The 22,979-nt window shown below is 61.0% G+C and carries 17 protein-coding genes; 14 read left to right on the forward strand and 3 right to left on the reverse strand.

Annotated elements, in window-relative coordinates; all coding sequences use genetic code 11:
- Window positions 1-30: 30 nt before the first annotated feature.
- Complete coding sequence (locus JMV54_RS00615) at window positions 31-453, reverse strand: PaaI family thioesterase (protein ID WP_201517256.1); 423 nt, start codon at window positions 451-453, stop codon at window positions 31-33.
- Between the two features lie 195 nt (window positions 454-648).
- On the opposite strand from JMV54_RS00615, the gene polA reads away from it, so the two are divergent.
- The 4 genes from polA to coaE all read left to right on the forward strand — a co-directional run bounded on the left by polA (window position 649) and on the right by coaE (window position 7,489).
- Complete coding sequence (gene polA / locus JMV54_RS00620; protein ID WP_201517257.1) at window positions 649-3,309, forward strand: DNA polymerase I; 2,661 nt, start codon at window positions 649-651, stop codon at window positions 3,307-3,309.
- On the forward strand, window positions 3,309-5,018 hold the full coding sequence (locus tag JMV54_RS00625) for a DUF885 domain-containing protein (protein ID WP_201516948.1): 1,710 nt from the start codon (window positions 3,309-3,311) through the stop codon (window positions 5,016-5,018). Before polA ends, JMV54_RS00625 begins: the two co-directional genes overlap by 1 nt.
- 158 nt (window positions 5,019-5,176) lie before the next feature.
- A complete protein-coding gene (gene rpsA / locus JMV54_RS00630) occupies window positions 5,177-6,625 on the forward strand; it encodes a 30S ribosomal protein S1 (protein WP_201516949.1) in 1,449 nt (482 codons plus the stop codon).
- 186 nt (window positions 6,626-6,811) lie between these two features.
- On the forward strand, window positions 6,812-7,489 hold the full coding sequence (gene coaE, locus JMV54_RS00635; protein ID WP_201516950.1) for a dephospho-CoA kinase: 678 nt from the start codon (window positions 6,812-6,814) through the stop codon (window positions 7,487-7,489).
- A gap of 10 nt (window positions 7,490-7,499) precedes the next feature.
- Here coaE and JMV54_RS00640 read toward each other — a convergent pair whose 3' ends face one another.
- Window positions 7,500-8,192 carry a YigZ family protein gene (locus JMV54_RS00640; RefSeq protein WP_201516951.1) on the reverse strand — a complete coding sequence of 231 codons (693 nt, stop codon included), beginning with the start codon at window positions 8,190-8,192 and terminating at the stop codon, window positions 7,500-7,502.
- A 56-nt stretch (window positions 8,193-8,248) separates the two neighbouring features.
- Between JMV54_RS00640 and uvrB the strand changes: the two genes are divergently transcribed.
- The 10 genes from uvrB (at window position 8,249) to secG (ending at window position 22,197) form a co-directional block, all read left to right on the forward strand.
- Window positions 8,249-10,315 carry an excinuclease ABC subunit UvrB gene (gene uvrB, locus JMV54_RS00645; RefSeq protein ID WP_201516952.1) on the forward strand — a complete coding sequence of 689 codons (2,067 nt, stop codon included), beginning with the start codon at window positions 8,249-8,251 and terminating at the stop codon, window positions 10,313-10,315.
- A gap of 49 nt (window positions 10,316-10,364) precedes the next feature.
- A complete protein-coding gene (gene rlmN / locus JMV54_RS00650) occupies window positions 10,365-11,600 on the forward strand; it encodes a dual-specificity RNA methyltransferase RlmN (protein ID WP_201516953.1) in 1,236 nt (411 codons plus the stop codon).
- A 143-nt stretch (window positions 11,601-11,743) separates the two neighbouring features.
- Window positions 11,744-14,641 carry an excinuclease ABC subunit UvrA gene (gene uvrA, locus JMV54_RS00655; RefSeq protein WP_201516954.1) on the forward strand — a complete coding sequence of 966 codons (2,898 nt, stop codon included), beginning with the start codon at window positions 11,744-11,746 and terminating at the stop codon, window positions 14,639-14,641.
- Window positions 14,642-14,654: 13 nt separating this feature from the next.
- Window positions 14,655-16,550, forward strand: a complete 1,896-nt coding sequence (gene uvrC, locus JMV54_RS00660; protein WP_201516955.1) for an excinuclease ABC subunit UvrC — start codon at window positions 14,655-14,657, stop codon at window positions 16,548-16,550.
- A gap of 90 nt (window positions 16,551-16,640) precedes the next feature.
- The gene (gene rapZ / locus JMV54_RS00665) at window positions 16,641-17,534 is read left to right on the forward strand and encodes an RNase adapter RapZ (RefSeq protein ID WP_201516956.1); all 894 of its coding nucleotides are present in this window, start codon (window positions 16,641-16,643) and stop codon (window positions 17,532-17,534) included.
- A gap of 123 nt (window positions 17,535-17,657) precedes the next feature.
- The gene (whiA, locus tag JMV54_RS00670) at window positions 17,658-18,626 is read left to right on the forward strand and encodes a DNA-binding protein WhiA (RefSeq protein WP_201516957.1); all 969 of its coding nucleotides are present in this window, start codon (window positions 17,658-17,660) and stop codon (window positions 18,624-18,626) included.
- A 163-nt stretch (window positions 18,627-18,789) separates the two neighbouring features.
- Window positions 18,790-19,797 carry a type I glyceraldehyde-3-phosphate dehydrogenase gene (gap, locus tag JMV54_RS00675; protein ID WP_201516958.1) on the forward strand — a complete coding sequence of 336 codons (1,008 nt, stop codon included), beginning with the start codon at window positions 18,790-18,792 and terminating at the stop codon, window positions 19,795-19,797.
- Window positions 19,798-19,844: 47 nt separating this feature from the next.
- Window positions 19,845-21,056 (forward strand): phosphoglycerate kinase, encoded by a 1,212-nt coding sequence (locus tag JMV54_RS00680; RefSeq protein WP_201516959.1) that lies wholly within the window; start codon window positions 19,845-19,847, stop codon window positions 21,054-21,056.
- On the forward strand, window positions 21,050-21,841 hold the full coding sequence (tpiA, locus tag JMV54_RS00685) for a triose-phosphate isomerase (protein ID WP_201516960.1): 792 nt from the start codon (window positions 21,050-21,052) through the stop codon (window positions 21,839-21,841). The genes JMV54_RS00680 and tpiA overlap by 7 nt, the downstream gene beginning before the upstream one ends.
- Window positions 21,842-21,939: 98 nt before the next feature.
- Window positions 21,940-22,197, forward strand: coding sequence for a preprotein translocase subunit SecG (secG, locus tag JMV54_RS00690; RefSeq protein ID WP_201516961.1), 258 nt, complete (start codon window positions 21,940-21,942; stop codon window positions 22,195-22,197).
- 14 nt (window positions 22,198-22,211) lie between these two features.
- Here secG and pgl read toward each other — a convergent pair whose 3' ends face one another.
- A complete protein-coding gene (gene pgl / locus JMV54_RS00695; RefSeq protein WP_201516962.1) occupies window positions 22,212-22,952 on the reverse strand; it encodes a 6-phosphogluconolactonase in 741 nt (246 codons plus the stop codon).
- Window positions 22,953-22,979 lie beyond the last annotated feature (27 nt).

The raw sequence follows: 22,979 nt of genomic DNA on the forward strand, positions 1-22,979 counted from the left end.
ACGGCTGACGGAAAGCGGCAACGCTGACCGTCAGCCGTTGAGTTTCCGGATGAGATTGGTGATGCGCACCGTCGAGCACCGGCGGCCATCCGCATCCCGAATGACGATTTCATGCACCGTTACCGATCTGCCCAGGCTGATGGCGGTGCACTCACCGGTCACCCAGCCGCTGGTTGCTGAGGCGGTGTGAGTGGCGTTGATATCGATACCCACCGCGTAGTGCTCGGGCGAAATCGTGGTGGCGTGGGCATACGCCGACATCGACCCGAGCGACTCACCCAGCACACAGTTCGCGCCGCCGTGCAGCAACCCGAGCGGTTGTGTATTGCCCTCGACCGGCATCACTGCGACGGTGCGCTCGGGCGAAAACTCGATCAGGTAGATCTGCATCGTGGCCGCCAGCGCGCCCGTACCGCGGCCGTGAGTGATGTGCAGCTGGTCGGGAATCAGCATCCCATTGATGGTTTCGCCGACATGTGCGGTGGGCGCGATCGGTGGCGGGGGAGTGTGCATCGGGCTCAAGCCTCCTATTTGGGGTGGAGATCTGCGTGGGTGGGGATCTCCTGAGTGAACGGGGGCCTCGCAACTGAACGGACCAGTAGGCTGGCCACTGTGACAACGAAACAGCAGCAACCCAAGCCCACGCTCATGGTCATCGACGGCCACTCGCTCGCGTTTCGGGCATTCTATGCCCTGCCGGTCGACAGCTTCGTGAACAGCGAGGGGCAGCACACCAACGCCATTCACGGATTCGTGTCGATGCTGCTGTCACTGCTGCGGGATGAAAACCCCTCACACCTTGCCGTCGCCTTTGACGCGGGATCAAAGTCGTTCCGCAACCGGGAATACCCCGAATACAAGGCCGGGCGACAAGAAACACCACCGGAGTTCCGCGGGCAAATTGAGCTCTTGCAGCAGGCACTCGAAGCCATGGGCATTATCTGGCTGCAAAAAGAAGACTTTGAAGCAGACGATATTCTCGCCACGCTCGCGCACGCGGGCGAGCGGGACGGCTACCAGGTGCTTGTGGTGTCGGGCGACCGGGATGCAATTCAGCTGGTCAACGACGAAACAACGCTGCTCTATCCGGCGGTGCAGGGAGTTTCGAAGCTCACCCGCTACACGCCCGAAAAGGTCGCCGAAAAATACGGTGTCGGTCCCGAACGCTATTCAGACCTGGCGGCGATGGTCGGTGAAAAAGCCGACAATTTGCCCGGAGTCCCGAAAGTCGGTCCGAAAACCGCGGCAAAGTGGCTCAACCAGTACGGATCGCTCGAAGGGATTCTCGAACACGATGCCGAACTCACGGGCAAAGTGGGCGAGTCATTCCGTGAGCACCGTGACAATGCGATTCGCAACCGTAAACTCAATCAGCTGCTCACCGATGTTGAACTCGGTGTCGAGCCAGACGGGCTGGAAATCGCACCGGTGGATGTGGATGCGGTGCGTGAGCTGTTTACCCGGCTGCAATTCCGCACCCTGCAAGACCGGGTGCTGAAGCTGGCAACCGAACGTGACGGTGCCGCTGTGAGTCGAGCCGCGCATCCCGCCGCTGAGCTGACGGTGCATCGCGACCTGAGCGCCGATAAGCTGCGCGAGTGGATCGCCGATCAAGAGCCCGGCTGCCCTCTCGGTATCGGAGTTGAACTCGTGTTCGGTGCCGATACCGAGGGCAACACAACGCTACTGCAGGCCGGTCTCGGCGGCGACGACTCGGCGGCGGTGGTTTCCGAGCCCGAGGCGCTGTCAATTGTGGTGGAGTGGCTCGCCACCGAAACTCCGAAAACCTTTTTCACCGCGAAACCGCAGCTGCGACAGGCAATCGATGCGGAAATTGTCATCGACGGGCCGATTAATGATGGCCGTGTCGCAGCATTTCTCGGCAACCCCGTGGGCGTACCAAAACGGCTTGCCGAACTGGTGCTGCGAGGACTCGGCGAAACACTTCCCGAATCAGCCCCCGAAACACTGCTGGATGCTGACGAGGTGGGGGACAGCGCCGACGCCGGATCAATCGGCGCGGATGCGTGGTTCATCCGTCGCGCTGCCGAGGCTGCCGTCGCCTCGCTGCCCGAACCCACGAAGCCCGTGTTCACCGATATTGAGGTACCGCTCATCCCGGTGCTGGCACAGATGGAATCGAGCGGTATCGCCATCGACACCGAGCTGCTGGCTGAGCTCTCGCGCGAGCAGGGGGAGCGCGCCGCCGAATTTGAGCAGCAGGCGTTTGCCGCCATCGATGGCGAGCGAATTAATCTCGCGTCGCCAAAGCAGCTGCAGGCGGTGCTATTTGACAAGCTCGGCATGCCAAAAACTCGACGCACGAAAACCGGCTATTCAACCGATGCCGAGTCGCTTGAATCGCTCGAGCTGAAATCGCCCCATCCGTTCCTCGGAGCGCTGCGCGGCTATCGCGACTGGACCAAACTTCGGCAAATGACCGAGTCGCTGCGAAAGTCGGTGGCAGCGGATGGTCGCATCCACACAACCTATTTGCAGACCGGGGCCGCAACCGGGCGGCTGGCTTCTGCCGACCCCAACCTGCAAAACATCCCGATTCGCAGCCCGGAGGGACAGCGCATCCGGTCGGCATTTATTGCGGGTGAGGGATATAGCGAGCTGCTCACCGCCGACTACTCGCAAATTGAGATGCGCATCATGGCGCACCTCTCACAAGACCGTGATCTGATCGACGCGTTTGTGCGTGGGGAAGACACGCACCGATTTGTTGGCTCACGGGTGTTTGGTGTTGCGCCCGAGGACGTTGATCCCGAGATGCGCACCAAGGTGAAGGCCATGTCATACGGGCTCGTGTATGGGCTCAGCCCCTTTGGTCTTTCTAAGCAGCTGGGGATCCCGGTTGCGGAGGCAAAAGCTCTGGTTGCGGGGTATTTTGAACGATTCGGTCGCGTGCGTGACTACCTGCGCGGCTCGGTTGAGCAGGCGGCGAAGGACGGCTACACGCAGACCCTGTTCGGGCGGCGGCGCCCGTTTGGTGATCTCAACTCGACCAACCGGGTTGCGCGCGAGAACGCACAGCGAGCGGCGCTCAATGCGCCGATTCAGGGCACCGCGGCCGACATTATTAAGATCGCGATGATTCGCATCAGCGAGCGTATGGCTCGCGAACAATTGCAATCGAACCTGCTGCTGCAGGTGCATGACGAATTGATTTTCGAGGTTGCTGCGGGAGAATCCGAGCGGCTCGAGCAGCTGGTGCGCGATGAGATGGGTTCAGCTGCAGATCTTGATGTGCCACTGGATGTTTCGGTGGGACGCGGCAAAAACTGGCAGGAGGCAGGACACTAATGACACAGCCACAGGTAGGGGATGCTTCGGAAGCGCGGGCAGCAACGCCGCTGGATGCGTTTTGTGAGCGTTGGGTAGACCAACTCGTTGAGCTCTATCCGGAATTGCGAATTGACCTCGCACGAGCGGGCGATCTGGCTGCCTACGCCGACTATTCACCGGCGGGAATCGCAGCTGAACGCGAGCTGGTGGCTCGAGCGCTGCGTGAACTGGCTGAGGTGCCGGTGCAGGATGCGGTCGACCGTGTGACTGAACTCGAGCTGCGTCGCGACCTCGAACTCAAACTTGCGTTGATTGATGCGGGAATGCCGTATCGCGACGTGAACAATATTGCCACCCCGGCGCACGGCATCCGCGCAATTTTTGACCTGATGCCGCAGGAGCGCGCCGATGATTTCGCAGTCATTGCCGAACGAATGCGACGGGTGCCCGAGGCGGTTTCGGGATACCTCGAGACGCTGCGCGAGGGTGTGCGGCGCGGGCATGTGGCAGCTAAACGCCAGGTGCGTGAGCTTGCCGACCAAACCGCTGCCTACGCCAAATTGAACGGGCCGTTTGGTGAACTTGCGGCGGCGGGGGCAAGCGTCGCTCCCGACCTTGCTGATGAGCTGGCGGCCGCTGCGCGAGATGCGGCCGAGGCGTATGGTCGGCTCTCGCTCACGCTGCAGCGCGAGATTGAACCGGCCGCGAGCGAGTCGGATGCGTTTGGGCGAGAGCTGTACGCGCTCAATTCAAAAATGTTTGTCGGTGCCGAGATTGATCTCGACGAAACCTATGAGTGGGGCATCGCCGAACTGCAGCGCATGATCGCCGAGCAGCGTGAAATTGCCGACTCGTTCGAGCCCGGTATTGCCATCGCCGACCTCGCCGAGCGACTCGATAATGACCCGAAATACCGCATTGAATCAGCGGAAAAACTCCGTGAATGGATGCAGGTGCGCGCCGATCAGGCGGTTGCCGACCTCGCCGGCTCGCATTTTGAAATCAGCGACCAGATGCGCGCCATCCGCTGCATGATCGCGCCGACTAACGAGGGCGGTATTTATTACACCGGCCCGAGCGAGGATTTTTCGCGCCCGGGTCAGATGTGGTGGTCGGTGCCGGAGGGCGTGACCAGTTTTGCCACCTGGCGTGAGTTGACCACGGTGTACCACGAGGGTGTTCCGGGCCACCACCTGCAGATCGCTACAGCGACGGCTCAAAAAGGGAGCCTCAACACCTGGCGCCGCATGAACTGGTGTTCGGGACACGGCGAGGGGTGGGCCCTGTATGCCGAGCGGCTGATGGATGAGCTCGGTTATCTCGACGATCCGGCCTACCGTTTCGGGATGCTCGATGCGCAGCGGATGCGTGCGGCACGCGTCGTGCTTGATATCGGCGTACACCTTGGTAAAGAAGTACCGGTCGAGTTCGCCAGCGCCGATGAGCGAGGCCGAGTGTGGGACTACGATTTCGCGCTCGCATTCATGACCGAAAACATGATGGCGGATCCCGGTTCGATTCGCTTCGAGGTAAACCGCTATTTCGGTTGGGCAGGACAGGCACCCTCATACAAGGTGGGCCAGCGCATTTGGGAGCAGCTGCGGGAAGCGGCCGCGCAGCGTGCGGGTGCGAACTTCTCGCTGCGTGACTGGCACACCCGGGCCCTGAAACTTGGCACAGTGAGCCTTGACACGCTGCGCGAGGTGCTTGCGGCTGAGAGTAACTAGCCGCGCACCCGAGCTGGTCGGGTGGATATTTACCGAAAAAGTAGGGTAGACTCGAACAGCATTTTTGTGCGCTTTATCCGTTTCTGGATGTTGCGAATGGCAAACCCGCCACTGCTGCAGTCCAGCCGACCCTATCCATCCTCTGGAGCACGACCTACATGACGAATCCCACGACCGATCAGGCGAACAAGCAGATCGCAGTTAACGACATTGGGACTGCGGACGATTTCCTCGCCGCGGTCGAACAGACTATGAAGTATTTCAACGACGGCGACCTGATCTCGGGTACCGTCGTTCGCATCGACCGCGACGAGGTGCTCCTCGACGTTGGTTACAAGACTGAGGGTGTTATCCCGCAGCGCGAACTCTCGATCAAGCACGATGTCGACCCCGACGACGTTGTCGAACTCGGTGACGAGATCGAGGCCCTGGTCATCCAGAAGGAAGACAAGGAAGGTCGTCTGCTCCTGTCGAAGAAGCGCGCACAGTACGAGCGCGCCTGGGGCGACGTCGAGAAGATCAAGGAAGAGGACGGTGTCGTTACCGGTACTGTCATCGAGGTGGTCAAGGGTGGCCTTATCGTTGACATCGGTCTGCGTGGCTTCCTCCCTGCTTCGCTGATCGAGCTGCGTCGCGTCCGTGACCTCACTCCCTACCTCAACCAGGAGATCGAGGCGAAGATTCTCGAGCTCGACAAAAACCGCAACAACGTGGTGCTTTCGCGTCGTGCGCTGCTCGAGCAGACCCAGTCGGAGACCCGCGCGAACTTCCTCAACCAGCTCCAGAAGGGCCAGGTGCGCAAGGGTGTCGTTTCGTCGATCGTGAACTTCGGTGCGTTCGTGGACCTCGGCGGCGTTGACGGTCTCGTCCACGTCTCGGAGCTCAGCTGGAAGCACATCGACCACGCCTCGGAGGTTGTCGAGGTTGGTCAGGAAGTCACCGTTGAGGTGCTCGAGGTCGACATGGACCGCGAGCGCGTTTCGCTCTCGCTGAAGGCGACTCAGGAAGACCCGTGGCAGGTGCTCGCTCGCACCCACGCCATCGGCCAGATCGTGCTCGGCAAGGTCACCAAGATCGTTCCGTTCGGTGCGTTCGTGCGCGTCGCCGATGGCATCGAGGGCCTCGTCCACATCTCGGAGCTGTCGAACCAGCACATCGAGACCGCCGACCAGGTCGTTTCGGTGGGCGAAGAGCTCTTCGTCAAGATCATCGACATCGACCTCGAGCGTCGCCGCATCTCGCTTTCGCTCAAGCAGGCGAACGAGGGTGTTGACCCGGACGGCGTCGACTTCGACCCCGCCACCTACGGCATGCTCGCCGAGTTCGACGAGCAGGGCAACTACAAGTACCCCGAGGGCTTCAACCCCGAAACCAACGAGTGGATGGAAGGCTTCGAAGCCGAGCGCGAGGCTTGGGAGCAGGAGTACGCTCAGGCTCAGGGTCGCTGGGAAGCTCACAAGGAGCAGGTCCGCAAGGCCCTCGCTGCAGAGCCGGTCGCTACCGAGGCTCCGCAGGGTTCGTTCTCGAGCGAGTCGGACGACAGCTTCGGCACTCTCGCCGACGATGAGTCGCTCGCCGCGCTGCGCGAGAAGCTCGCCGGTCACTAGGCATTAGCCGAGCGGTCTGACCGCTAATACTTCGGGGTGTGGTTTGTCAGAGCCACACCCCGAAGTGGTTTCCAGAGTGCCCCGCGCGGATAAGCGTCTCCAGCATCTTCAGTGCCGACCAGAGTAGGCTGGCTGCATAAGGATTTGCCTCGCATCGGTGCGCGGCCCGGCCCTAAGGAGGTTCCAGTGACGACCATCGCACTCACCGGAGGGATCGCCTCTGGGAAGACCACCATTTCGAACCGACTTCGTGAGCTCGGAGCGTTCATCATCGACGCCGATGAAGTGGCCCGCGAAATCGTGCAACCCGGCACCCCGACGCTGCGCGCCATCGTGGAGCGGTTCGGTGAGGGGGTGCTTGAAGCAGATGGCACCCTCAACCGGAAGGCACTCGCCGAAATCGTTTTTAACGATGACGATGCCCTCGCCGCGCTCAACGACATTACGCATCCCGAAATTCGCCGCGTGACCAACGAACGTATTGATCGCATCCGCGCCGAAGAGCCCGACACGATCTTTGTGCACGATATTCCGCTGCTCGCCGAAAACCGCTCCAATTTTGACTATGACGAAATTTGGGTGGCGGATGCACCGGCATCGGTTCGGCTTGAACGGCTCATGGAAACCCGAGAGATGAGCCGCGAAGAGGCGCAGGCCCGCATTGACGCGCAGGTGAGCGATGAGCAGCGCCGCGTGATCGCGGATGTGGTGATTGACACCACCCGGCCGCTTGCTGAGACGCTCGACCAGGTGGATGAACTCTACGCTCGGTTGCGTGCCGGTGAACTCGCGTCGATTGATGAGGTGAGCTACGACACGGCGCCAATCACGATCCCAAAAGAAGAGCGCAGCGACGAAAGCTAATCGGTAAGAGCTAGCGCAGATCAACCCAGCCGGTGTCCAGCAGCTCGAGGCTGGCCGTGCCCTGCGAGAGCGCGGCAATTCCAGCCTCGAGTGCGGCCACCTCGTCCGGTGCGTCCGGGATTCCGAGTGTGAACCGCACACCGGCGGTGTCGTAGTCGGTGCCGAGTACCGCGACGTCCGTGCCGCGCAGTTCGTTTTCCCACCGGCCGGCAGCATCAAGCGGTGCCGTAACCGTATACTTTCGCGTCTGCTGCCGCGTAATAAAGCGTGCCGTGGCCAGCGCCTCGGTAACCGAGTCGGCGTAGGCGCGCACCAGTCCGCCGGTTCCGAGCAGCACGCCGCCAAAATAGCGCACCACCACCGCAATCACGTCAGACACATCAGCCACAGCTCTGCCCGGCCCCACAAACCCGGTGAGCGCTTCGAGCATCGGGGCACCGGCGGTGCCGGACGGCTCGCCATCATCGTTTGAACGCTGGAGCTGGCGGCTCGCGCCGAGCACAAACGCCGAGCAGTGGTGGCGGGCAGTGCGGTGCTCTTGGCGAATCAGCTCGATAAACTCGCGAGCCTCATCCTCCTGTTCAACCCGGCCGAGATAGGTGATAAACCGCGAGCGTTTGACTTCGAGCTCATGCTCGACATCGTCTGCCAACACGCTGTACGCCGGGGCGCTGTGGAGATTTCGATCGGGCTCGGCAACCATGTCTCGAGTGTACTGATTGCGCGGCTGGCATCAGGTTGGCGGCATAGGCTGAACATATGGAACCAACCCGACTTGTGCGCCCGTTTGAAGTGGTGAGCGAATATCAGCCCTCCGGTGACCAGCCGCAGGCGATTGCTGAGCTCGCGCAGCGAATCAACGCAGGTGAAACCGATGTGGTGCTTTTGGGCGCAACCGGTACGGGTAAATCGGCGACGACCGCCTGGCTGATTGAGCAGGTGCAGCGGCCCACGCTCATCATGGCGCACAACAAAACGCTTGCCGCGCAGCTGGCGAATGAGTTTCGGCAGCTGATGCCGAATAACGCGGTCGAGTATTTCGTCTCGTACTACGACTACTACCAGCCCGAAGCCTATGTGCCACAAACCGACACCTTCATCGAAAAAGACTCGTCGATTAACGATGAGGTTGAGCGGCTGCGGTATTCGACCACCAACTCGCTGCTTTCGCGTCGTGATGTGGTGGTGGTGTCGACCGTTTCATGCATCTACGGTCTCGGTAAGCCCGAGGAATACTACGACTCGATGCTGGCGCTGCACGTGGGGGATACCGTCGACCGTGACGAGATCATCCGCAAATTTGTGGCGATGCAGTACAGCCGCAACGATGTGGCGTTTGAGCGCGGCACTTTTCGGGTGCGGGGCGACACCATCGAAATTATTCCGGTGTATGAAGAGCTCGCGATCCGCATCGAGCTTTTTGGTGACGAGGTGGATGCGATCAGTATGCTCAATCCGCTCACGGGGGACGTTGTGCGCGAGGCCGACTCGGTGAGTGTGTTTCCGGCATCCCACTATGTGGCGAGCCAGGATGTGATGCATCGGGCGATGGACGGTATCCGTACCGAACTTGCCGAGCGGCTGCAGGAGTTTGAATCGCAGGGGAAGCTGCTCGAGGCGCAGCGGCTGCGGATGCGTACCGAATTTGATCTCGAAATGATGGAGCAGATCGGATTTTGCTCGGGCATCGAAAACTATTCGATGCATATTGATGGCCGGCACCGGGGCGAGCCGCCGCACTGTTTGCTCGACTACTTCCCGGATGATTTTTTGCTGGTGATCGACGAATCGCACGTGACCGTGCCGCAGATTGGTGCGATGTATGAGGGGGATGCCTCACGCAAGCGCACCCTGGTGGAGTACGGCTTTCGCTTGCCGTCAGCCCTCGACAACCGGCCGCTGCGCTGGGATGAATTTAAAGAACGTATTGGCCAGACCGTCTATCTATCGGCCACTCCCGGTAAGTACGAGCTTTCGCAGGCTGACGGAGTCGTCGAGCAGATCATCCGTCCCACCGGCCTGCTCGACCCGAAGATTGTGGTGAAGCCCACGAAGGGACAGATTGACGATCTGCTCGAAGAAATTCGTGTGCGGGTCGAAAAAGATGAGCGGGTGCTGGTCACCACGCTGACCAAACGGATGGCCGAAGACCTCACCGAGTTTTTTGCCGAAAACGGTGTTCAGGTGCGCTATCTGCACTCGGATGTCGACACGCTCAAGCGGGTGGAGCTGCTCAGCGAATTGCGTGCGGGACAGTTCGACGTGCTGGTGGGTATCAACCTGCTGCGTGAGGGGCTCGACCTGCCGGAGGTGTCGCTGGTGGCAATTCTCGACGCCGATAAAGAAGGCTTTTTGCGTTCATCCACTTCGCTTATCCAGACGATCGGTCGTGCGGCTCGAAATGTTTCGGGCGAGGTGCACATGTATGCCGATAAAGAGACCGAGGCGATGCGGGTCGCGATCGAAGAGACCGAACGCCGTCGTGCCAAACAGATGGCGTACAACAAAGAACACGGCATCGACCCGAAACCGCTGCGCAAAAAAATCAACGACATCACCGAGGTGCTCATTCGTGAGGGACGCGACACCGAAGAATTGCTTTCGGGTCGTGCCCGTGACGATCGCCGCAGCACCACCCCGAATTTGCGGCGTGAAGGGATCGGTGCCGAAGGCGCGGAAACGCTCGAGGCGATCATCCACGACCTCAATGAGCAGATGCTGCAGGCCGCGAGCGAACTCAAGTTTGAGTTGGCGGCGCGGCTGCGTGATGAGCTTGCCGAGATGAAAAAGGAGCTGCGGCAGATCGAAAAAGCGGGCCACGCCTAACTGGACCAAAACCGGGCAAGATTGCAGCGCATCCGGGATACTGGAAGGGATGCGAAACGAAACCAGCCGCCAGACCCGCTCTCAGTCGCCCCGCAGTGACCGACCCCAGGTGCGTCCCACCGCCGAGGGGTGGGTGCAGCCGATGGGTCCGGATGGGCGTCCGCAGCTGCAATTCGCGGCTAAGCGGCGCGTGAAGCCGTCGCCCCGCCACCTGGCTGATCTCACCATGGCCGAGCGGCAGGAGTGGCTAAAAGAACTCGGGTTCCCGGCGTTTCGTGCCAAGCAGCTTTCGACCCATTATTTCCAGCACTACACCGACCGGGCAGAAGATATGACTGATCTGCCCGCGAAAGATCGCGATGAGCTGGTGGCACAGACTCTACCGACGCTGCTGACCGAGGTGCGTCGATTGCGTACCGATGATGGCAACACCATCAAATTTTTGTGGCGCTGTTTCGACGGCGTGCTCGTCGAGTCGGTACTCATGCGCTATCCGGGGCGGATCACGCTGTGTGTTTCTTCGCAGGCGGGATGCGGGATGAACTGTCCGTTCTGCGCCACCGGGCAGAACGGTCTGACACGGAATCTTTCGACAGCTGAAATTGTCGACCAGATCGTGCAGGCAAACCGGGCGATCGCCGGCGGTGAGCTCGGGGGAGTGCATGCGGATGGCGTGCCCGAGCGGGTGAACAATATCGTGTTCATGGGGATGGGTGAACCCCTCGCCAACTATAAGCGCATCATGAATGCGATCCACCGGATGGTCGACCCGGTTCCCGAGGGCCTCGGCATGTCGGCGCGCGGGATTACGGTGTCGACGGTTGGTCTCGTTCCCGCTATCCGCAAACTCGCGGATGAGGGGCTGCCCCTCACCTTCGCGCTATCGCTGCACGCGCCCGACGATGAGCTGCGCAATGATCTCATCCCGGTCAATAGTCGCTGGCAGGTGGATGAAGCACTGGATGCGGCCCGCGAATATTTCGACAAAACCGGCCGTCGGGTGTCAATCGAGTACGCGCTCATTAAAGACATGAATGACCACGCCTGGCGCGCCGATCTGCTGGCCGACAAACTCAACGCGCGCGGTCGCGGCTGGGTGCATGTGAACCCGATTCCACTGAACCCCACGCCGGGGTCGATTTGGACTCGGTCGACCCCCGAAGCCACTGCTGAGTTTGTCGAACGGCTGCGAGCTAAGGGAGTGCCGACCACGCTGCGCGACACCCGCGGTAAAGAAATCGACGGCGCCTGCGGACAGTTGGCGGCGGCCGACGAGCAGCGTTAGCCTGGCGCGAGTAGCCGAGCCACTGGGGAACGACCGAGCTCGCCACGTTTGGATCGTGGCGGATCTGGCTCGGTGACGCGCGGTGAGACCAACCAATTCTAATCGGGGCGACGTACCCTTGATGGGTGCCAGAATCCGCGTTTATGTCTCCGAACCAAGCCAAGACCCCGGTGCTGCACGTGCAGAATGCACGGGTGCACAATCTCAAAAATGTGTCGGTCACGGTGCCCCGTGACAAGATGATTGTGTTCACCGGGCTTTCGGGGTCGGGAAAGTCGTCGCTGGCGTTTGACACGATTTTTGCTGAGGGGCAGCGCCGCTATGTCGAGTCGCTCTCGTCATATGCGCGGATGTTTTTGGGGCAGGTTGACCGCCCCGATGTTGACCTTATCGAGGGGCTGAGCCCGGCGGTATCGATCGACCAAAAATCAACCAACCGCAACCCGCGCTCGACCGTCGGCACCATCACCGAAATCTACGACTACATGCGTCTGCTGTGGGCGCGAGTTGGTACCCCGCACTGTCCCGTATGTGGTGAGCGAATTGCGGCGGCCACCGTGCAGCAGATGGCCGACCGATTGATGGAGCTTGACACCGGGACGCGCTATCAGATTCTTGCCCCGGTAGTGCAGCAAAAAAAGGGCGAGTTTGTCGACCTGTTCTCGTCACTTTCACAGCAGGGGTTCGCTCGCGCGATTGTCGACGGCGAACGCGCGCAGCTGACGAACCCACCGACGCTCAAAAAATCGTACAAGCACGATATTTCAGTGATCGTTGACCGCCTCGCCGCCAAGGATGATCTGCTCGGCCGGCTCACCGACTCGCTGGAAACCGCGCTGCGACTGGCCGATGGGCGAGTCACGATCGATTTTGTCGATCGCGACAGCGACGATCCCGAGCGCACTATCACGTTTTCCGAGCAGCTCTCATGCCCAAACAATCACGACCTGGCGCTTGCCGAAATTGAGCCGCGCACATTCTCGTTTAACGCACCCTTCGGTGCCTGCCCAACCTGCGATGGTCTCGGCACCCGAATGTCGGTGGATGAAGAACTCATTATTGGCGATCCGGATGCATCCCTCGCAGAGGGTGCGATTTTGCCGTGGTCGTCGCAGGGGAAATCGCTCTACCAGTATTTTGATCGGCTGCTGCGCGGATTTGCCGATGAACTTGGCTTTTCGCTCACCACTCCCTGGCGCAAACTCCCGAAGGATGTGCAGCACGCTCTATTGCACGGCAAGGACCACAAGGTGCGAGTGCGATACCGCAATCGATACGGCCGCAACGTCACCTACTCATCGGGATTTGAGGGGGTCGTGCCCTACCTCGAACGGCAATTTGCCGAGGCAGAATCAGACACTGCCCGCGACCGGTGGCGCCAGTATTTGCGTGAGGTGCCGTGCGCCACGTGTCAGGGCGCGCGGCTGCGTCCCGAGGTGCTGGCCGTAACCATCCAGGGCAAATCAATCGCGGACGTCACCTGGATGTCGCTCGATGAGGCGCTCGCCTTTTTTGACAATCTCGAACTCACACCGCGCGAGCAGCAGGTGGCAGCCCAGGTGCTGCGCGAACTGCGTTCGCGGCTGAGCTTCCTCACCGAGGTGGGGTTGAGCTATCTCGATCTGGCCCGATCAGCGGGCACGCTCTCGGGTGGAGAGGCGCAGCGCATCCGGTTGGCGACACAGATTGGTGCCGGACTCACGGGTGTGCTCTACGTGCTTGATGAGCCCTCGATCGGTTTGCATCAGCGCGACAATCGGCGGTTGATCGACACGCTCATCAAATTGCGTGACCTCGGTAACACCCTGATCGTGGTCGAACACGACGAAGACACGATTCGGGCGGCGGATTGGCTCGTTGATATTGGCCCCGGGGCGGGGGAGTACGGCGGTGAGGTCGTGCACTCCGGTAACTATGACGAGCTGCTCAAAAACGAGGCGTCGATTACCGGCGACTATCTAGCCGGCCGGCGCAGCATCCCGGTGCCCGCGAAGCGGCGCAAGGTTGACCCGAAGCGCAAGCTCACGGTCGTGGGTGCCCGTGAAAACAACCTCAAAAATGTCACGGTCGATTTCCCCCTGGGCGTTTTTACCGCGGTGACCGGTATTTCAGGTTCGGGGAAATCGTCACTCGTGAACGATGTGCTCGAAAAGGTACTCGCCAACCGGCTCAACGGAGCCCGACAGGTTCCGGGCAAGCACACGCGAGTGACCGGTGTCGAACATCTCGACAAGGTCGTGCATGTTGACCAAGCCCCGATCGGCCGCACCCCGCGCTCGAATCCAGCCACCTACACGGGGGTGTTCGACCGCATCCGGAACCTGTTTGCTGAAACGCCAGAAGCGAAGGCGCGTGGCTACCAGGCCGGCCGCTTTTCGTTCAACGTCAAGGGCGGCCGGTGCGAAGAGTGTCGCGGTGACGGCACGATCAAGATCGAGATGAACTTTTTGCCAGACGTTTATGTCAAGTGCGAGGCGTGCGACGGCAAACGCTACAACCGCGAAACCCTGCAGGTGCACTACAAGGGCAAGACCATCTCAGATGTGCTTGATATGCCGATCTCTGACGCGGCCGAGTTTTTTGAGCCCATCACCGCTATCCACCGCTATTTGCAGACGCTGGTTGATGTGGGGCTTGGCTATGTGCGACTCGGGCAATCAGCAACGACGCTCTCAGGCGGTGAGGCGCAGCGTGTGAAGTTGGCAACCGAACTGCAGCGGCGCTCAAACGGGCGCACGGTTTATGTGCTGGATGAACCCACCACCGGGCTGCACTTCGAAGATGTGCGCAAGCTGCTGCTGGTTCTCGAGGGCCTGGTCGAAAAGGGCAACACCGTTATCGTCATCGAACACAACCTGGACGTTATTAAATGCGCCGACTGGGTGATCGATCTCGGTCCCGAAGGTGGTGCCGGCGGTGGCGAAATTGTTGCTACGGGAACCCCAGAGCAGGTTGCCGCGGTCGCCGAGAGTGCCACCGGCCAGTTCCTCGCCGAGATGGTTACACCGGCGCGAAGCCGGTCGCGCGGCAAAAAGTCGTAGTGAATGATGCGTCATGAGTGAAGCTCTGGATTGGCGGCCACGCACCGGAGATATTCCCGATAAACCGGGCGTGTATCGCTTTATTGATGCCTCGGGCCGGGTGCTCTACGTGGGTAAAGCCAAGCGGCTGCGGCAGCGGCTACAAAACTATTTCGCCCCGCCGGCAACACTGCCTGAGCGCACCCGCCGAATGGTCACCTCAGCCCGCGATGTGCAGTGGACCGTGGTCCGGAATGAAGTCGAGGCACTGCAGCTTGAATACTCGCTCATTCAAGAGCTCTCGCCACCGTTCAATGTGCGGCTCAAAGACGATAAATCATATCCGTTTATGGCCGTCACCTTGGCCGATGAAGCACCGCGGGTGATGGTCACCCGCAATCGTAAAATTCGCGGCGCCCGCTATTTCGGACCGTATCCAAAAGTGTGGGCGGTGAACGAAGCGATCGATCTGATGATTCGGGTGTTCCCCATCCGCACCTGCAACGACAGCAACTACCGTCGCGCCATGCTGACCGGAAAACCCTGCTTCGCCGGGCAAATTGGCAAATGCGGCGGCCCCTGCTCGCAAAAGGTCAGCATCGGGGAACACCGCAAAATCGTCGCCGAATTTGTGCACTTCATGGAGACCTATGACCGGTCGATAGTGGAAGATCTCGAACGGCAAATGCGGGAGGCATCCGAGCAACTGCGATTTGAAGATGCCGCCAAGCTTCGCGACCGGGTGGTCGCACTCAACACCGTGCTCGAAAAATCTACCGTGGTGGTTGCCGATTCAACCGACGCGGACGTGTTCGGGCTAGCCGACGACGAACTCGCTGCCGCAGTGCAGCTGTTTACCGTGCGCAAGGGGCGCGTGCGCGGCGTGCGCGGCTGGGTGCTCGATAAAGAACTCGATGTGGAGCATCCGGTGCTGGTTCAACAGATGCTGCAAGACGTGTATGGCGAACTCGAGCAGGTTCCGCCACGCGTCGTGGTGGTGCCGGAGCTCCCCGATGATGCCGAAGCGCTTGCCGATGTGCTCAGTCAAATACGCGGTGCAAAGGTTGAGCTGCGCCAGGCACAGCGCGGGGCGCTGGCAGACCTATCGCGCAGCGCCTACGCCAACGCGGCCGAGTCGCTGAAACAGTACAAATTGAAGCGCACCGCCGACTATGTTGCGCGCACTGACGCACTCAACGATTTGCAACAGGCCCTCGGCTTGAGCGAGGCGCCGCTGCGGATCGAGGCCTTTGATATTTCGCATCTGCAGGGCACCGGCATCGTCGGATCGATGGTGGTGTTCGAGGATGGGCTTCCCAAGCGCGGCCACTATCGCCGCTTCAATATCGCCGCGGCTCGAGACGATACGGATGCGATGCACCAGGTGCTTTCGCGCCGCTTGGCATATCTTGTCGAGCCCGAAGCCGACGCTGCAATCACAGCCGAGTCTGGTGCGGATGCGGCGGCAGCGAAACAAAAATCAAAATTTGCCTATCCGCCGCAGCTGCTGCTTATTGACGGCGGGCAACCGCAGGTGGCTGCTGCACAGCGCGCCGTCGACGAGTCTGGGGTGTCCGGGCTCGCCGTGGTCGGCATCGCAAAACGGCTCGAAGAGCTGTGGCTACCGGATGATGATTTTCCGGTTATTCTGCCCCGTTCATCCGAGGCGCTCTTTCTCGTGCAGCGGCTGCGCGACGAGGCCCACCGGTTTGCGATCACGGCACAGCGCAAATCGCGTCGCCGGGATATTCGGTCGCAGCTCGAAACGGTGCCGGGGCTCGGACCGACGCGGATTGCAGCGCTGCTGCGCACTTTCGGTTCGGTGGCGAAACTGCGACAGGCGACCATTGCCGAGCTGTGTGAGGTGCCGGGCATCGGAGAAACAACCGCCAAGGCAATCCATGATGCTCTCGGCAGCCCAGAGACCTAAAAATCAGTCTCAACCTGAGGTTTAAACTCGGAGCGGAAGCGCGGGTGAGGTCGGTACGCTTTAGCTACTGCCTGCAGCTGAGGGGGAAGTATGGAAGACACATCGGTACGTTCGGTGGATGATGAGCGACAGCGGCTGGTCATTGTTACCGGTATGTCGGGGGCCGGGCGCTCTACCGCCTGCAAGGCTTTTGAAGACCTGGGCTGGTTTGTAGTCGACAATCTGCCGCCGCAGATGATTCGACCGCTGAGCGAAATTGCCACGCACGCGAGCGGCTCTATTCCGAAGCTTGTGGTGGCAGTCGATATTCGCGGTGGCCGACTGCTCGAAGGCTTTGCCGACTTTATGAAGACGCTGCGTGAAAACCACGATGTTGACGTGGTTTTTCTTGACGCTACCGATGAGCGGCTGGTGCGCCGTTACGAACACTCGCGACGGCCGCATCCGTTGCAAGAGGGCGGCACCGTTCTTGAGGGTATTCAACGCGAGCGTGAACGGCTCAGCGAAATCCGCAGCATCGCCGATATGGTCATTGACACCACCGAGCTCAACGTGCACCAGCTGGCGCGGCGAATTTTTGAGCGCTTCGGAGACCCGGATGAAAACCGCATCCAGGTGTCGGTGACCAGCTTCGGTTTCAAATACGGCATCCCCGCCGACGCCGACCTGGTGTTCGATATGCGGTTTTTGCCGAACCCGTTCTGGATTGAAGAACTGCGACCGTTCAACGGCCGTGACAAGCAGGTGAGCGACTATGTGCTCGAACAGGATGGGGCTGAAGAGTTCCTCGCCGCATTCCGCCAGCTCATTGGCCCGGTGCTTGACGGTTACGAGCGAGAAAATAAGCGGCACGCACTCATCGGCATCGGCTGCACGGGCGGAAAACACCGTTCGGTAGCCATGACCGAGCGAATTGCGAGTATTCTTCGTGAGCGCGATGATGTCGCCGTCCAAGTGCGACACCGCGACCTTGGCCGCGAATAGATCTGGCTGCGCTCCGATAACAACCGGATGCTTGCGCCGCGTCATCGGCCAAGCGCACGAGCAGACAAAGCGGTAGCCGCAACCCAGGCGGAACTACCGAGTGATGAGAAAGCAGGAAACCAATTGTTGTTGACCGCGCAGGTGAAGCGTGAGATCTCTTCGGTGAACCCGGGTAGTACACAGGCTCGGGCTGCTCAGGTGTCGAGCCTGTTGCGTTTTGCCGGCGGCCTGCAACGAATTTCGAACCAGTATGTGATCGAGGCTGAACTCGGCGACGAAAGGGCCGCCCTGCGGCTGGCCACCGAGCTCAGCGCACTGTTTGCCGCCCGCCCACGGGTGAGCAAGCAGGTTGGCAGCGAGGGCAAAACCTTCGTGGTGCGAGTGCTCGAAAAAGGTGACACCCTCGCTCGCCAAACCGGTCTCATGGACAACCGCGGTCAAATCGTTCGTGGCCTACCAAACCGGCTCGCGATCGGTCAGGCTGAAACGCTCGTGGCGGTGTGGCGAGGTGCTTTTCTGGCAGCCGGCACGCTCACCGAACCCGGCCGCTCGGCGTCACTTGAAATCGCCTGCCCCAACCAAGAGACCGCCATGGCTCTCGTCGGTGCGGCAGCACGGCTCGGCATCTCGACGAAGGCGCGGGAAGTGCGCGGCGCACACCGCGTGATCATCCGCGAGCCCGAAGCAATTAGTGCCATGCTGTCGGCGCTCGGAGCGAAAGAAGTGTTGGCCGAGTGGGAGAAAAACCGACAGCGGCGCGAAACCCGAGCAACAGCAAACCGGCTCGTGAATTTTGATGACGCGAATCTGCGCCGTTCGGCGCAGGCTGCCGTGACCGCCTGCGCGCGCGTGGAGCGGGCGTTCGAAATTCTCGGTGACGATGTGCCCGAGCACCTGCGCTATGCCGGCGAATTGCGGCTGAAATATCGGGATGCATCGCTCGACGAGCTTGGGCGTCAGGCTGAACCGCAGATGACCAAGGACGCGGTCGCCGGGCGCATCCGTCGGCTGCTGGCCCTCGCCGACCGAAAGGCCGCTGAACAGGGGATTCCCGACACCGAAACTGCGCTTGAGCACGAAGATCTGATCTAGTTGGTCGGCCGTCTGACCCGAACTCGATAGCCGCGGATATGCGGGCTTAAAAGCTGGGAACCGAGTTTGCGTTGTCCCGCTAACCTGGCCCCGGAGTCAATCCGGGGTCAATACCGCGTTACCTCAACCAGAAACGCACACTCCCAACACCTAGGAGCATCCTGTGACCAAGATCGCGATCAATGGATTTGGCCGTATCGGACGTAGCTACGCCCGTGCCCTACTCGACGGCAGCCACCCCAACCTCGAACTGGTTGCCATCAACGATCTCACCGACAACCACACTCTTGCTCACCTGCTGAAGTACGACTCGACCTCGGGTGTGCTGCCCAACGACATCCGCCACGATGACGAAAACATCTACGTGGACGACCGCCAGGTGCACGCACTCGCCGAAGCCGACCCGGCCAAGTTGCCGTGGCGCGAACTTGGCGTTGAACTCGTGCTTGAGTGCACCGGCCGCTTCAACGACCCGGCGAAGTCGCAGGCCCACATCGACGCTGGCGCCAAGAAGGTGCTGCTCTCGGCTCCCGCCAAGGGCGCTGGTGCTCCCACCTTCGTGTGGGGTGTGAACCACACCGACTACAACCCCGAAACCGACCACATCGTGTCGAACGCTTCGTGCACCACCAACTGCCTGGCCCCCATCGTCAAGGTGTTCAACGACAGCTTCGGCATCGTCTCGGGTCTGATGACCACGGTGCACGCCTACACCGCTGACCAGAACCTGCAAGACTCGCCGCACCGCGACCTGCGTCGTGCCCGCGCGGCCGCGCTGAGCATCATCCCGACCACCACGGGTGCTGCTAAGGCCATCGGCCTGGTGCTGCCCGAGCTGGCAGGCAAACTCGACGGTTTTGCGCTGCGCGTGCCGGTCGAGACCGGTTCAATCACCGACCTCACCATCGTCACCGAGCGCGAGCTCACCGTCGAAGAGGTGAACGAGGCGTTCCGGGTAGCTGCCGAGGGCGAGTTCAAGGGCATCCTCAAGTACAACGAAGACCCGATCGTCTCGCGCGACATCATCGGTGAACACCACTCGTCGATTTTTGATGCACCGCTGACTCGCGTTATCGGCAACCAGGTCAAGATTTCGTCGTGGTACGACAACGAGTGGGGTTACACCGAGCGTCTCATGGACTTCTCGGCCTACATCGCTGAACGCCTCTAACAACCCACCGCTTCGACACCTTCGAACCTCTAGGGAAGGAACTAGCAATGGCTCTGCGTACGCTGGAAACCCTCGGCGACCTCGCCGGTAAGCGCGTGATCGTGCGTTGCGACCTCAATGTGCCGCTGGACGGCACCGAGATCACCGACGACGGACGCGTGCGTGCCTCGCTGCCCACGCTGCGAGCACTGCTCGAACAGGGCGCCAAGGTTATCGTCATTTCACACCTCGGTCGACCGAAGGGCACCCCGAAGCCCGAGTTCTCGCTCGCGCCAGCGGCAGCCCGCCTCGGTGAACTGCTCGGTCAGGATGTTGTGCTCGCTGCCGACACCGTGGGTGAGAGCGCCCAGGAAGCGGTGGCCAACCTGGCTGATGGTCAAGTCGTGGTGCTCGAAAACCTGCGCTTCAACCCCGGCGAAACCAGCAAGGACGATGCCGAACGCGAAGCCTTTGCCGCTGAACTCGCGAAGTTCGGTGACGCCTATGTCTCGGACGGCTTCGGTGTTGTGCACCGCAAGCAGGCGTCGGTGTACGACCTTGCCAAGGCGCTGCCATCGGCTGCCGGATACCTCGTTGCCAACGAGGTGGAAAAGCTCGGTCGCGTGGTAAACGACCCCGAAACTCCGTTCACCGTGGTGCTCGGCGGTTCGAAGGTGTCGGACAAGCTCGGTGTCATTGAGAATCTGCTGCCGCGGGTGAATCGTCTGGTTATCGGCGGCGGGATGCTCTTCACCTTCCTGGCAGCTCAGGGGCACGCCGTGGCCAAGTCGCTGCTGGAAGCTGAACAGCTCGACACTGTCAAGGGATATATCGACGAGGCTGCTGAACGCGGCGTTGAGCTGCTGCTGCCCAGCGATATTGTCGTTGCCGAAAAATTTGCCGCGGATGCCGACCACGAGGTCGTTGCAGCAGACGCGATCGAATCATCGAAGTTCGGTGCTGAGGGCATCGGTCTCGACATCGGCCCCGAAACTGCTCGGGCCTACGCTGAGGCGATTCGCACCTCAAAAACGGTGTTCTGGAACGGCCCGATGGGTGTATTCGAATTCCCGGTATTTGCCAACGGCACCCAGGCCGTTGCGCAGGCGCTCACCGAGGTCGACGGACTTTCGGTGGTGGGTGGCGGCGACTCGGCCGCTGCGGTGCGGACGCTCGGTTTCGCGGATGACGAGTTCGGCCACGTCTCAACCGGTGGCGGTGCGAGCCTCGAACTCATCGAGGGCAAGCGCCTACCGGGCCTCGAGGTGCTGGGATGGTAACGCAGCGCACCCCGCTCATGGCGGGCAACTGGAAGATGAATCTCGATCACCTGCAGGCGATCGCTCTCGTTCAGAAGCTCGCATGGACCCTGAAAGATGCCGGGCACGACTATCAGGATGTTGAGGTCGCGGTATTTCCGCCCTTCACCGACATCCGTTCGGTCCAGACCGTGGTGGACGCCGACAAGCTCGGCGTCCGCTACGGCGGCCAAGACCTGTCGCCGCACGATTCGGGTGCCTACACCGGTGACATTTCGGGTGATTTTTTGAAGCGCCTCGCCTGCAGCTACGTGCTTGTGGGGCATTCAGAACGTCGCACGATTCACGGCGAAACCGACGAGGTGTGCGCCGCGAAGGTGCAGGCAGCACTGCGCCATGAACTGGTGCCGGTGCTGTGCGTTGGTGAAACGCTCGAGCAGCGCGAAGCGACCGATCACCCGGCCGAGGTTGCGGTGGCGCAGATGCAGGCGGCACTGGCAGATGTTGCGGATGACGCCGAAGTGGTAATCGCCTACGAACCAGTGTGGGCAATTGGCACCGGGAAAGTCGCGACTGTCGAGCAGGCCCAGGAAGTGTGCCAGGCGCTGCGAGCGGCACTCGCCGAGCGCTTCGGCACCGAGCGTGCCGCACAGTTGCGCATTTTGTACGGTGGCTCGGTCAAACCCGACAATGTCGCTGCGCTCATGCGCGAGCCGGATATTGACGGTGCTCTCGTGGGAGGCGCCAGCCTGAGCGTTGAAGATTTCGCTTCGATCGTTCGATTCCGGCACCACGTGGGCGCGTAGTCGTTTTCTATGGCGTATCACCGTTAGACTGTTACGAGGTCTGGCTCCGGGCAGGCCTCGTAACAGCATTCGGTGCCAACCGTAAACAAGAGGTTTCCGTGGACATCTTCCTCATCATCCTGCAAGTCTTGCTCGCTATCACCAGCGTGCTGCTCGTGCTGCTCGTGCTGCTGCACCGCGGTAAGGGCGGCGGTATTAGCGACATGTTTGGTGGCGGGATTACCTCGAGCGCACAGTCATCGGGTGTGGCCGAAAAAAACCTCAACCGCATCACCACCTGGGTGCTCGTGTTCTGGGCACTCATCATTGTGCTGATGGGCATTATCACCAAGTACCAGACCCCCGGCCTGGCGTAGCGGGCGAGCTCCGCTCAGCTCATCGCGGCATCGTCGGCATACAGCCGCAGCGATTCTTTTGCGGCAATCCGAGCAATCGGATAATTTTCGCGATTTTCGCCGAGCGCATCCGCCAGCGCGTCGCGTTTACCGGCCCCGGTTGCGTACACCGCCACCATCCGGGATGCATTGATCACCGGCAGCGTGAGCGATACCCGTTCGGCGGGCGGCTTGGGGGAGTCGTGCACCGCAATCGCAACCCGGTCGGTTACCTCGACCCCGGCCAAACCGGGGAATAGTGATGCAGTGTGTCCGTCGGGCCCCATCCCGAGCAGCATCACATCAAATTGCGGAGTACCGGATGCATCCGCGGGCAGCGTGCGAGCAATTTCGTCACTGTAGCGTGCTGCTGCGGCCGCCACATTCACCACAGCACCTTTTGTTGGCACTTCGTGGACCTGCTCATGATGCACACCGGTAGCCTCAGCTAGCGCAGCTGCCAGCAGGATGGCATTGCGTTCGGGATCCTGCGCTGGGAGAAACCGTTCATCGGCAAACCAAAAGTGCACCCGCTGCCAATCAAAACCGGCGGCAGTTCCGGCACGGAAAAGCTGCGGCAACACCACCTCTCCGAGTGAGCCACCCGACACCGCGATCTGGATGTTTTCGGGAGCTTCGGCACGGCGAATCAACCAGTTGAGTACATCGTCAACGAGAGCTGCGGCAGCAGCCGCCGGGGTGGGCGCGTGGACGAGAGCAGCGTCGCGCAGCGACATCGGATCCTCCATCTGGGCGGTGAGCGG

This window comes from Gulosibacter hominis (assembly GCF_904842695.1).
Taxonomy (GTDB): Bacteria; Actinomycetota; Actinomycetes; order Actinomycetales; family Microbacteriaceae; genus Gulosibacter; species Gulosibacter hominis.